At 71.5% G+C, this 11,577-nt stretch carries 11 protein-coding genes; 8 read left to right on the plus strand and 3 right to left on the minus strand.

Going from position 1 to position 11,577, the window contains the following annotated elements:
* Positions 1 to 546: hypothetical protein (locus tag C1I98_RS41730; RefSeq protein ID WP_158558190.1), on the plus strand; the 546-nt coding region annotated here is incomplete at its 5' end.
* Here the strand turns inward: C1I98_RS41730 and C1I98_RS26400 are convergent.
* From C1I98_RS26400 to C1I98_RS26410, 3 genes are all read right to left on the minus strand, one after another.
* Positions 525 to 1,751 carry a cytochrome P450 gene (locus tag C1I98_RS26400; protein WP_111170126.1) on the minus strand — a complete coding sequence of 409 codons (1,227 nt, stop codon included), beginning with the start codon at positions 1,749 to 1,751 and terminating at the stop codon, positions 525 to 527. The genes C1I98_RS41730 and C1I98_RS26400 overlap by 22 nt on opposite strands.
* Before the next feature lie 234 nt (positions 1,752 to 1,985).
* Positions 1,986 to 2,300 carry a hypothetical protein gene (locus C1I98_RS40685; RefSeq protein WP_146607642.1) on the minus strand — a complete coding sequence of 105 codons (315 nt, stop codon included), beginning with the start codon at positions 2,298 to 2,300 and terminating at the stop codon, positions 1,986 to 1,988.
* A 71-nt stretch (positions 2,301 to 2,371) separates the two neighbouring features.
* On the minus strand, positions 2,372 to 3,589 hold the full coding sequence (locus C1I98_RS26410) for an esterase-like activity of phytase family protein (RefSeq protein WP_111170128.1): 1,218 nt from the start codon (positions 3,587 to 3,589) through the stop codon (positions 2,372 to 2,374).
* 541 nt (positions 3,590 to 4,130) lie between these two features.
* Between C1I98_RS26410 and C1I98_RS26415 the strand changes: the two genes are divergently transcribed.
* The 7 genes from C1I98_RS26415 to C1I98_RS26445 all read left to right on the plus strand — a co-directional run.
* Positions 4,131 to 4,742 carry a (2Fe-2S)-binding protein gene (locus tag C1I98_RS26415; RefSeq protein WP_111170129.1) on the plus strand — a complete coding sequence of 204 codons (612 nt, stop codon included), beginning with the start codon at positions 4,131 to 4,133 and terminating at the stop codon, positions 4,740 to 4,742.
* A complete protein-coding gene (locus C1I98_RS26420; protein ID WP_111170130.1) occupies positions 4,742 to 5,722 on the plus strand; it encodes an FAD binding domain-containing protein in 981 nt (326 codons plus the stop codon). The genes C1I98_RS26415 and C1I98_RS26420 overlap by 1 nt, the downstream gene beginning before the upstream one ends.
* Positions 5,719 to 7,917, plus strand: a complete 2,199-nt coding sequence (locus C1I98_RS26425) for a xanthine dehydrogenase family protein molybdopterin-binding subunit (protein ID WP_111170131.1) — start codon at positions 5,719 to 5,721, stop codon at positions 7,915 to 7,917. The genes C1I98_RS26420 and C1I98_RS26425 overlap by 4 nt, the downstream gene beginning before the upstream one ends.
* An 86-nt stretch (positions 7,918 to 8,003) precedes the next feature.
* Positions 8,004 to 8,342 (plus strand): PadR family transcriptional regulator, encoded by a 339-nt coding sequence (locus C1I98_RS26430; RefSeq protein WP_111170132.1) that lies wholly within the window; start codon positions 8,004 to 8,006, stop codon positions 8,340 to 8,342.
* Entirely contained in the window at positions 8,339 to 9,301 is a 963-nt protein-coding gene (locus tag C1I98_RS26435; protein WP_111170133.1) for a permease prefix domain 1-containing protein, read from the plus strand. Before C1I98_RS26430 ends, C1I98_RS26435 begins: the two co-directional genes overlap by 4 nt.
* A 13-nt stretch (positions 9,302 to 9,314) precedes the next feature.
* On the plus strand, positions 9,315 to 10,280 hold the full coding sequence (locus C1I98_RS26440) for an NAD(P)-dependent alcohol dehydrogenase (RefSeq protein WP_111170134.1): 966 nt from the start codon (positions 9,315 to 9,317) through the stop codon (positions 10,278 to 10,280).
* A gap of 154 nt (positions 10,281 to 10,434) precedes the next feature.
* Positions 10,435 to 11,577: sensor histidine kinase (locus C1I98_RS26445; RefSeq protein ID WP_111170135.1), on the plus strand; the 1,143-nt coding region annotated here is incomplete at its 3' end.

The raw sequence follows: 11,577 nt of genomic DNA on the forward strand, positions 1-11,577 counted from the left end.
CACCAGGGGCCCCCGAAACCCCCGCGCAAGCCCGGCGCCCCGTACAGCACGGCGGCCTGGGTGTGCTTCGGGCTCGGGTTCGTGACCTGCGGTGTGGCGTGGATCCCGGCCATCGTGTTCGCCCTGATGGCGACCTCGGCCAACAAGGTGACCGACCCCGAGGAGTCCCGGCTGGCCCGCAACCCGGGGGCGCACATCGGCGGGGTGATCGCGGCCGTGCTGGCGGCGGTGGTCGGCATCGGCGTGGTGGCCGACTCCTCCCAGCCGGTCCACCAGATCACCATGGAGGTCACCGGCAAGGGCCCCGTCGAGGTGGAGACGGTCATCGATGGCGACGACGACTCCTCGTCCGAGGATCTCCCCTACTCCGAGACCCAGTCCGTCAAAGGCTCCTTCGGCGGCCTGAGCCTCGAAGCCCGGGTGCCCAACGACGCCAAGAACCCTGACCAGCGCCTGACCTGTGTGATCAAGGTGGACGGGGTTCCCAGGGACACGACGTCGGGCGAGGGCGGCTGCTCGGCCGACTACGAGGGAGACGACGACTGACGCAGGTCCACCGGCAGGGTCTTGATGCCGTTGATGAAGTTGGAGCGCAGCCTGCGGGCCTCGCCGGTCTGCCTGATGTGCGGGAAGCGCCTGGCCAGCGTCTCGAACAGCACCCGTAGCTCCAGCTTGGCCAGGTGGTTGCCGAGGCAGAAGTGCGCGCCCCCGCCGCCGAAGCCGATGTGCGGGTTGGGGTCGCGGGTGATGTCGAAGACCTCGGGCGAGTCGAACACCGACTCGTCGCGGTTGGCCGAGGGGTAGAAGACCACCACTTTGTCACCCTCGCTGATCTTCTGGTCACCGAGGACGGTGTCGGCCGTCGCCGTACGGCGGAACATGTTCACCGGCGACCCCCAGCGCACGATCTCGTCGGCGGCCGTGGCCGCGAGCCCGGCCGGATCGGCCACCAGGCGGTCCCACTGGGCGGGGTTGTCGAAGAAGGCGAGCATCCCGCCGGAGGCCGCGTTGCGAGTGGTCTCGTTGCCGGCCACCACGAGCAGCATCACGAACAGGTTGAACTCCTCGTCCGACAGCGTCTCGCCGTTCTCGTCGGGGCGGAGCAGGCGGCTGGCGATGTCGTCCCGGGGGTTCTCCCGGCGCTCGGCGGCCAGGCGGGCGGCGTAGGAGTAGATCTCGGTCGCGGCGGCCATGCCGTCCTCGGGGGCGGCCGAGTAGTCCGGGTCCTCGCTGCCGATCATGCGGTTGGACCAGTTGAACAGCTTGTCGCGGTCCTCCACGGGCGCGCCGAGCAGCTCGCAGATCACGTAGAGCGGGAGCGGCGCGGCGACGTCCCGGACGAAGTCGACCTCGGGGCGGCGGTCGACGTCGTCCAGGAGCATCTCGCAGATCTCCTGAATGTGCTTCTCCAGCTTGGCGATCATGCGGGGGGTGAAGCCCCGGTTGACGAGGGAGCGGCGGCGGGTGTGGTCGGGAGGGTCCTGGTTGATCATCATCATCCGCTGTACTTCGCGCTCGGCCTCGGGCAGCTCGTCGAAGAGCGCGAGCTTGCGGTGGGAGGAGAACAGCGCGGGGTTGCGGGAGACCTGGACGACGTGCTCGTGCCTGGTGACGGCCCAGAAGTCGGGCCAGTCCCTGGTCAGGTCGCCGTGGTGCCGGTAGACGGGCTCATTGGCGCGCAGCCAGCGGAACTGGCCGTGGGGGGCGCCGTTCTTGGCGTAACCGTCCGGGTCCACCAGGTTAATGATCATCAAATCCCCTCGCCAGGCGCTCGTTTCGGCAGATGTGCCCTCAATCTAACTCGATCACCTGGTTCGTGGCCGTACTGTCACTTCTGCGGCAGGTAGTGGTCCCTGATCGCGTCCAGCACCCCGCCGAGTTGGCCTCGGACCGGCCGGTTCACCCTGCACTACCTGGACCAGGTGATCGACAAGTACACCACCAGGTCGGTGTGGGAGGTGCGGGTGCTGCTGGTCGATCCCGAATCACCGGAAATCGATAATCTGCAAGAGGGGGCGACCGAGCAGATGATCGCGAGCTGCGCCATGCTCGAATCGATGCGGCGGAAGATCGCGGCCAAGGCCCGCCCGGTGCGGATCGAGTGGCGCGGATACCGGCACCTGCCGTCCATCCGCGCCTTTCTCATCGACAATGACCACATGTTCGTCGGCTACTTCGAGTGGCGTAAGGTCGGAGACTCCTGGAAGCTCCACGAACAGAACAAAAGGTTCATTTACGCCAAACAGGGAGACGAGCCGTCCAAGGACAGCACCGACTTCTTCCGCAACTGGTTCGATCACCAATGGGAGATCGGCCGGGTCCTCGCGCCCCCGGTGGCCGTGAGGTCGAGAACGCCGGCTGATCGGCCCGGCTACCGATACGCGCGGCGGTCGGCGTGCAGCCGCTCGGCCAGCCGGATGGTGATGAACTCGTTGTTGTCCGGCACCCCCGGCGTCCGCCCGTTGGAGCCCGGGAAGTTGTTGTCGTCGAGCACGCCGAGCGTGCGGTCGTCCAGGATGACCACGTCCTCGATGGTCTGGAACGGGAACCGGAAGGTCTCTCCGAAGCCGCCCAGCCGCCGTGGGTTCGCCACGTCCAGCAGGTCGGCGACGAGCGTCTTGTCCAGGGCGCCGTCGCGGTCGCGGTCGCGGGTGTCGGCCAGGTAGATCCGCTTGAACTTCGCGGCGTCGCCCTGCAGCCCGTCCCGTTCGATGATCAGGAACCGGTGGTCGTCCACCGAGACGGCGTCGCCGATGGCGTTGGCCGGGTCCTCCAGCCGGTAGGTCAGCCGGCGCGGGGTGTACCGGCCCCGGCGCAGATCGAACTCGTACATGCGCAGCGTGCCCGCCGGGTCGCCGCTCACCGTGCCCTCCAGCAGCGGGTAGAGCCTGCGGCCGTCCACCGACCTGGCCATGCCCTCGAAGCCCTTGCTGCCGCCCAGGTTCGGCTGCTCGCCGTTCAGGCCGGGGTTCTCCGGGGCCTTGACGCCGGGCAGCGGGACCGGCGGCTCCAGGAGCCGGCCGTGCCGGGACACGTGCAGCAGGAACGGGCCGAACTCGTCCCCGATCCAGTAGCTGCCGTCCCGCAGCCGCACGATCGACTCGATGTCGAAGTCCGCGCCGGTGAGGACCCGGTCGGGGCGGGTCAGCGCCCACGGGACGTGCCGGTGCGGGTCGGACAGGTAGAAACCGCCCAGCACCTTGATGGTGTTCGCCCGGAAGTCGGGCCTGATCCGGTGTATCCGCAGCAGGAAGTCGGCGCTGTTGGCCTTCGCGCCGAACCCGTTGTCCGACAGCGCCTCGAAGGTACCGTCGTGCCGGTCCACGATGCCGCTGAAGCCCTGCACGGGCTGGCCGGGGAAGGGCGCGGTCACGCCGTTCACCGGCGCGGTGCCGAGCTGGGTGCCCGAGATCGGGCTGCCCGGCACGTACGTCAGCGCCGGGAGCGATGCGAACCCGGTCAGCGTCGCCCGGCCCCAGCCCCGCTCCTCGGCTTCCTGTCCGTTGCCCGGGACCGGTTCGGCCTGCGCGGGAGCCGCGAGGGCCAGGGCGAGTACGGCGGAGCCGACCGCCATCGTGATGCGTCTCATGTGCGGCACGGTAAAGGCGGCAGATGACGTGCGGCCCAACAGAACACGACATGAGTGTCACTCGATGTCTTGCCCGCCCCTTCGGTCACGCCGAAAATGAGCAAGGAATGGCCTGGCAGGTGGTCAGTCTCGGAGTAAAGATTGTTTCCGAAGAGAGCCCAGCGATTCGAGAGGCTATGAGAGTCACTCCGCTCAGTTGGCGCGTTGTCCGTGCAGGCCATGCCGAGCTGGAGTGATGCCCGTATCGCGAGGCCGCGAGGACCGGCGGCCGGAGGCGAGCCGCCTTCCGTCCCGGCGATGGCCTCGCCGCTTCGGCGTCCGCCGAACCCCCGGTGCCGGAGTGTTTCCAGGTCGATTCACCGCGAGGAGTGCACCGTGCATGTCTTGGTCAGGTGTGGGATCGAATTGATCGGTTCCGCCATTGCCACTGAATTCGTAGACGCCGGGAATCACGCCGGGCGCCGGGGGACCGCCTCCGCGCGCTCGACGTCCTGGACGAGCCCCTTCTTTCCCGAGACCTCCCCGAGGTGAGCTGAGCGGTATGTCCAGTGACGAAATCGGCGCGGAATCGACGGCCACCAGACGTACCGTCCTTCGGGCAGGCGTCGCCGCCGCAGCGGCGGCGCCCATCGCGGCCGGCCAGGACACCGCCGCCGCGGACACCGAACCGGCGGGTACGCAAACCGGCCCGGCGCGGGTGCCGCTGAAGGTCAACGGCAGACTCCACGAGCCGGAACTCGAACCCCGGGTGACCCTGCTCGACGCGCTGCGCGAGCGGATCGGGCTGACCGGCACGAAGAAGGGCTGCGACCGCGGGGAGTGCGGGGCCTGCACGGTGCTGGTGGACGGACGGCGGATCAAATCCTGCCTGACCCTGGCGGTGATGCAGCAGGGCCGGGAGATCACCACCGTGGAGGGCCTGGCCCACGGGGAGCGGCTGCATCCGGTGCAGGCGGCGTTCATCGGCAACGACGCCCTCCAGTGCGGGTTCTGCACGCCGGGCCAGGTGATGTCCGCGATCGGCTGCATCGAAGAGGGGCACGCCGGCTCGGACGCGGAGATCAAGGAGTGGATGAGCGGGAACCTGTGCCGCTGTAGCTGTTATCCGAACATCGTGGCCGCCGTCCGGCAGGCCGCCAGGGAGCTGCGCTGATGGACGACTTCGCCTACACCCGGCCCGATCGGCCGCAGGTCGCGGTGGCGCTGGCCGCCCGGCCGGGGGCCCGGTTCGTCGCCGGCGGCACCGACCTGCTCAACCTGATGAAGGACGGCGCCGAACATCATGATCATCTGATCGACATCAACGCGCTGCCACTGTCCGGCCTGCGGAAGGTGGAAGGCCGGATCGAGATCGGCGCGCTGAGCCGGATGAGCGACGTCGCGGCCCATCCGGCGGTCCGCGAAGGGCTGCCCGTGCTGTCGCAGGCGCTGCTGGCCGGGGCCTCGCCGCAGGTGCGGAACATGGCCTCGATGGGCGGCAACCTGCTCCAGCGCACCCGCTGCTGGTACTTCCGCGACGCGGCGATGCCCTGCAACAAACGGTCGCCCGGCAGCGGCTGCCCGGCGATCAAGGGCCAGAACCGCCGGCACGCGATCGTGGGCGGCAGCGAGCACTGCATCGCGGTCCATCCGTCCGACCTGGCCGTCGCGCTGACCGCGCTCGGGGCCACGGTCCACACACTGAGCCCCCGGGGCGCGCGGTCGATCCCGATGGCCGGGTTCTATCTGTCGCCGGGGAACACCCCGCACCAGGAGACCGTGCTGGGCCAGGGGGAGCTGATCACCCGGATCGACGTGCCGGTGACCCCGCTGGCCCGCGGCTCCCGGTACGTGAAGCTGCGCGAGCGGGCCACGTTCGAGTTCGCGCTGGTCTCGGTCGCGGCACTGGTCCGGACGCAGGGCGGTGTGGTGCGCGAGGCGGGCCTGGCGTTCGGCGGGATCGCGCCCCGGCCCTGGCGGCCGGCGGCCGTGGAGGAGGCGCTTGTGGGCCGCCCGCTGGACGCGGCGGCGATCAAGGCGGCGGGTGCCGCGCTGGTACGGGACGCGGTGCCGCGGGAGCATAACGCGTTCAAGGTCGCGCTGGTCCAGCGGGCCCTGGCCGAGGCGCTGGGCGAGTTCGGGGGGTCGCGATGAGCGCGTCCGTGGTCGGCCGGGCGGTCTCCCGGGTCGAGGGGGTGGCCAAGGTCACCGGTGCGGCCCGGTACGCGGCGGACACCGAGGTCACCGGCGTGACGCACGCCGTACTGGTGAAGAGCACGATCGCGCGCGGCCGGGTCACCGGCATCGACACCGCGAAGGCGACCGCCGCCCCGGGCGTGCTCGGCGTCTTCACCCACCAGAACATGCCGCGCCTCACCGTCCCCGGCCCGCAGACCATGTTCCTCAAGGGCTTCCTGCCCGTGCAGGACGGCGAGATCCGATACTCCGGCCAGCCCGTCGCGATCGTGGTGGCGGGCACGCTGGAGCAGGCCCGGTACGCGGCCACCCTGGTCAAGCCGGCCTACGACGCCGAGACACCGCAGGTGTCGCTGGCCGCCAACATGGACCTCGCCTACCTGCCCGAGCCGCATCCCATGTCCGGCCCGCCCGTCTACACGCGCGGTGACGTGGCCGCCGGGCTCGAGTCCGCGGACGTCAAGGTGGCGGCCGAGTACTCCACGCCGCTCCAGCACCACAACGCGATGGAGCCCACGGCCATGGTCGCGGCCTGGGACGGCGACCGGCTGACCGTGCACGCGTCCACCCAGGGCGTCGGCGACCTCCAAAGGTCGCTGATGGCGGCGTTCGGGCTGCCGGGGGAGAGCGTGCGGGTGGTCTGCCCGTACCTCGGCGGCGGGTTCGGCGGCAAGGCGCTGTCGTGGCCGGAGCCCATCCTGGTCGCGGCGGTCGCTCGGCAGGTCCGGCGCCCGGTCAAACTGGTGCTCACCCGGGCCGACAGCTACACCGCCAGCGGCCACCGCGCCGAGACGCGGCACAGCCTCCAGGTCGGCGCGACCCGGGATGGGCGGCTCACCGCGATCGACCACACCCTCACCCAGCAGGTGTCGCGCACCGACGAGCTGATGTTCAACAACCCGGGACAGACCAGGGTCATCTACGCCTGCCCGAACGTGCGCACCACGCAGCGGGCGGTCCGGCTGGACCTTCCGATCGCCAACTTCACCCGCTCTCCGGAGGCGTCGGGCGGGCACGCGCTGGAATCCGCGCTCGACGAACTCGCCTACGCGCTGAACATGGACCCGGTCGAGCTGAGGCTGCGCAACTGGTCGGCCACCAACCAGGAGACCGGCCACCCGCACGGCAGCAACCACCTGCGCGAGTGCTACCGGCGCGGGGCGCAGCGGTTCGGCTGGGCCCGGCGCGACCCCCGCCCCGGCTCGATGCGGGACCGGGACGGGCTGATCGGCTGGGGCATGGCCACCGCCGCGCACGCCTCCGGGGGCGTCCCCGGCGCGGGCGCCGACCTGGTGATCAAGGAGGACGGCACCGCCCGCATCCGCTCGGCCACCCAGGACGTCGGCACCGGCACCTACACGGTGATGACGCAGATCGGCGCGGACGTGCTCGGCCTGCCGCTGCGCGGCGTCGAGTTCGCCCTCGGCGACTCGGCCTTCCCCCGGTCGGTGGTCGCCGCGGCCTCGACGACCGTGCCGAGCGTCGGCGAGGCCGTCGTCCGGGCGGCGACGCAGGGCCGCGACCGGCTGATCGCGCTGGCCGTGGCCGACTCGAAGAGTCCGCTGCACGGCCTGGACCCCAAGCGGGTCGCCGCCAGGGACGGGCACCTGTTCGACACCGAACGGCCCTCCCGGCGGATCGCGCACCGCGAGGTGATGCGCCGGCACGGCAAGCCGATCGAGGTCGTGGTCTCCCCGGCGGCGTTCACCCCGCGGCGGTTCTCGGTCGGCGCGTACTTCGCCGAGGTCCACGTCGATCCCGGCATAGGCCGGATCCGGCTGCGCCGGGTCGTCGGCGTCTTCGACCCCGGCCGGGTGATCAACCCGAAGACCGCCCGCAGTCAGGTCATCGGCGGGGCGATCTGGTGCGTCGGCATCGCGCTCACCGAGCACACCCTGGTCGATCCGTACCTGGGCCGCGTCCTCACGCCGAACCTGTCGGGCTACCTGCTCCCCGTCAACGCCGACGTACCGGACATCGAGGTCGATTTCATCGACCGGCCCGACCCCTCCAGCCCGGCGCTGGGCGCGCGGGGGTTCGGTGAGGTGCCCTCGACCGGGCTGACCGCGGCCATCGGCAACGCGGTGTACCACGCCACGGGCGTCCGCGTCCGTGACCTGCCGATCACCCCGGAGAAGGTCATCAAGTCCTGATCTCCCGGGCGGCCCGCCCCGGTGGCGCCGGGGCGGGCCGCTTCCGGCGTTGCACATACTGTGTGACACACACTATAGTGTGAGTCGTGCTAGAAGATGAGCTGCTCGCCACCCACCTGCAAGAGCTGCGAAGGGGCACGGTCGTGCTGGCCTGCCTGCTCATCCTGCGCAAGCCCGACTACGGCTACGCCCTACTCGACCAGCTCGACCGCCGGGGCTTCGCCGTGGACGCCAACACCCTCTATCCGCTGCTACGCCGCCTGGAGAAACAGGGCCTGCTGAGCAGCGACTGGAACACCGAGGAGTCCCGGCCGCGCAAGTTCTACCGCACCAGCGACAAGGGCGCCGCGCTCGCGGAGGCCCTGAGCCGCGACTGGGAAAGCCTCACCACCGCGTTCGGCCACCTGAAAGGCGAGCAACCATGACGTCCGCTCCGAGCGGTTCACTCACCGACCGTTACATCCAGGCCGTGCTGACCGGCCTGCCCGCGCGGCAGCGCCCCGAGATCGAACGGGAACTGCGCGCCTCGATCGCCGACGCCGTGGAGGACCGCGCCGGGTCCGGCGAGCCGGCGGCCGACGCCGAGGCGGCCGTGCTCACCGGGCTCGGCGATCCGGCGCGGCTCGCGGCCGGCTACGCCGACGGGCCCCGCCACCTCATCGGTCCCGCGCTGTACTCCGGCTACACCCGCCTGCTGACCGCGCTGCTGGTCACGGCCGTCCCCGCGGTGGCCGTCGCGGTGGCCGGGGCGCGGGCCGTCCAGGGCGCGACCCTCTCCGGCGTGCTCGGCGAGGCGCTGGGCGCTGCGCTCACCACCGGTGTCCACATCGCGTTATGGACGACGGTCCTGTTCGCGGTCATCGAGCGCGCCGCCGCACCCGGCCGAGGAGCGCGACGCGAGCGGCCCTGGACCCCCGCCGCGCTGCCCGATCCGCCCAGCCGCCGTCTCCGATACGGCGAGCTGACCAGTGTGACCGTCGCGACCGTGCTGCTGTGCGCGCTCATCCTGCTCTCGCCGATGCTCACCACCGAGCGCACCCCCGGCGGCGACCCCATCGGTCCGCTGTCCCCCTGGCTGTGGGAGACGGGCGTGGTGTACGTGTTCGTCGCCCTCGTCGTCGCCGACCTCGGGTACGCCTTCGCGAAGTACCACGCGCGTTGGAGCGTTCCGCTCGCCGTCGCCGGGACGGTCGCCGACGTCGCCCCGCCCGTCACGCTGATCTGGCTCGTCGCCAACGGCAAGGCGCTGAACCCGGCGTTCGTCCAGGCGGCCGGCTGGTCGCCGGACGTGCCGCGCTGGGTCGGCATCGGCCTGGTCGTGATCTCCGTCATCACCGTACTGAACGCCGTCGTGGGCGGGATCGCCCGTGCCCGGAACCGCTGAGGGAAGGCCCGTCATGAAAGCGATCGTCTACGACACGTACGGCCCGTCCGAGGTGCTGCGGTACTCCGAGGCCGCCGTGCCCGCCATCGGTGACCACGACGTGCTCGTCCGCCAGCACGCCACGTCGATCAACCACGGTGACCGGGTGTTCATGCACGGCCTGCCCGGCGCCGCGCGCCTGGTGTCGGGGCTGCGCCGGCCGAAACGGCCCATCCTGGGGCGGGCCGTGGCCGGCACCGTGGCGGCGGCCGGGCCGAAGGTCACCCGCTTCGCCGCCGGGGACGCGGTGCTCGGCGAGGCCGGCGGCGGCGCGTTCGCCGAGTACGTGGCGGTGCCGGAGTCCCGGCTGGTCGTCAAACCGGCCGGGCTGACGTTCGAGCGGGCCGCGACCCTGCCGGTGGCGGCGACCACCGCCCTTGCCGCGCTGCGGCTCGGCGAGGTCGGGCCGGGGCGTTCGGTCCTGCTGAACGGGGCCTCGGGAGGCGTCGGCACCTTCGCCGTACGACTCGCCCGCGCGCTCGGCGCGGAGGTCACCGGCGTGTGCAGCACGCGCAACGTCGAGCTCGTCGGCTCGATCGGCGCCCACCACGTGCTCGACTACACCACGGAGGACCTGCTCGGCGGCCCGCGCGGATTCGACGCCGTGATCGACTTCGCGGGCGGTCACCGGGTCGGGGAGATGCGCCGCCTGCTCGCGCCACGGGGCGTGTACGTCGCCTCCACCGGCGACGGCGGGCGGCTGCTCGGCCCGCTGCCCCGGGTGGCGGCGGTGGCCGTCACCCGGCCCTTCACACGCCACCGCCTGCGCAGTCTGACCGCCAGGCCCGACGCCGAGGCACTGACGCACCTCGCCGGGCTCGCCGCCGCCGGGGAACTCCTCCCGGTCATCGAGGAGACGTTCGCCCTGGAGGCGGCGCCCGAGGCCATGCGCCTGCTGGAAACGCGGCACGCCCGTGGGAAGCTCGTGCTCCTCCCCTGAGCGTCCGGCGCTCTTACGACCCGCTTACCGGCCTTCCGCAAGCATGTGACGAAGCATTGGAAAAGCGCGGAAAACGACCTGGCCGGCGGAACGGGGAAATCCGGCCGGCCCCGCCGGGCGCGTCGCTGAAATCGCACACCAGGGGGTAATGCGAATGCGGGAGGGCGAACCGGCGCGGCTTGACCCCGTCTCCCTGCCTCTGCCGGTGTTCGCCCGGATGAACATCCGGTGGCGGCTCACGCTCACCTACAGCGCGCTGTACTTCGCGGTGGGCGTGCTGCTGCTGATCGTCATGTATCCGGTGATCGGCCAGACGGTCGCGCCGGTCTACCGGCGGACGGTGCTGCTGCCCGGCGCCACGCCTGAGCAGGCGGCGGCGGTCGCCCGGGAGTACCGGCGGCAGTGGGAGGCGGCGGTGGGCGCGGGAGAGTCCACCTTCCTGACCCTGTCGCTGCCGGTCCTGATCGGGGTGGGGCTGGCCGCGGTGATCGCGGGGTACCTGGTCGCGGACCGGGCGCTGCGGCCGGTGCGCAGGATGACCGAGACCGCCCGCAAGCTGTCCGAGAACACCCTGGCCCACCAGCGGATCGCCCTTGACGGGCCGAAGGACGAGCTGAAGGAGCTGGCCGACACCTTCGACGCCATGCTGGCCCGGCTCAACGACGCGTACGACGGCGGGCGCAGGTTCGTGGCCAACGCCTCCCACGAACTCCGCACGCCGGTCACCATCAACCGGACCGTGATCGAGGTGGCGTTGTCACTGCCGGGCGGGCCCGCGGACCTGCGTACCCTCGGGCACGTCCTGCTGGAGGTCAACGCGCGCACCGAGCGGCTGATCGAAGGGCTGCTGGCGCTGGCCCGCAGCGAGCGCGAACCGGCCACCCGCGAATCGGTGGACATGCGCGAGATCCTGGACGCCGCGCTGCGGAACGCCGCCACGCCGGGCGTGGAGATCTCCGCCGATCTGCGTCCGGCGTGGACCACGGGCAACCGGGCCCTGCTCCAGCGCTGCGCCGCCGAACTCGCCGGCAACGCCGTCGGGCACAACCTTGCGGAGAACGGGCGGGTTCGGGCGCTGGTGCGGGTGCTCGGCGGTTCGGTGTCGATCGAGCTGGAGAACACCGGGCCGCACATCCCGAGGTACGCGGTGGACGACCTGTTCGAGCCGTTCCAGCGGCTTCACCCCGACCGCCCGGGCGCGGGGCTCGGCCTGGCCATCGTGCGCGCGATCGTGCGGACGCACGGGGGCACGGTGACCGCGACCCCGCGCGACGGCGGCGGCCTGACGGTGGCCGTG

The organism is Spongiactinospora gelatinilytica, assembly GCF_003236385.1.
GTDB lineage: Bacteria > Actinomycetota > Actinomycetes > Streptosporangiales > Streptosporangiaceae > Spongiactinospora > Spongiactinospora gelatinilytica.

What these genes read in the sequence shown, in the direction of transcription:
- C1I98_RS26415 (WP_111170129.1), top strand. Translation starts at nt 4,131, where the DNA reads ATGTCCAGTGACGAAATCGGCGCGGAATCGACGGCCACCAGACGTACC.
- C1I98_RS26425 (WP_111170131.1), top strand. Translation starts at nt 5,719, where the DNA reads ATGAGCGCGTCCGTGGTCGGCCGGGCGGTCTCCCGGGTCGAGGGGGTG.
- C1I98_RS26435 (WP_111170133.1), top strand. Translation starts at nt 8,339, where the DNA reads ATGACGTCCGCTCCGAGCGGTTCACTCACCGACCGTTACATCCAGGCC.
- C1I98_RS26410 (WP_111170128.1), bottom strand. Translation starts at nt 3,589, where the DNA reads ATGAGACGCATCACGATGGCGGTCGGCTCCGCCGTACTCGCCCTGGCC.
- C1I98_RS26420 (WP_111170130.1), top strand. Translation starts at nt 4,742, where the DNA reads ATGGACGACTTCGCCTACACCCGGCCCGATCGGCCGCAGGTCGCGGTG.
- C1I98_RS26440 (WP_111170134.1), top strand. Translation starts at nt 9,315, where the DNA reads ATGAAAGCGATCGTCTACGACACGTACGGCCCGTCCGAGGTGCTGCGG.
- C1I98_RS26400 (WP_111170126.1), bottom strand. Translation starts at nt 1,751, where the DNA reads ATGATCATTAACCTGGTGGACCCGGACGGTTACGCCAAGAACGGCGCC.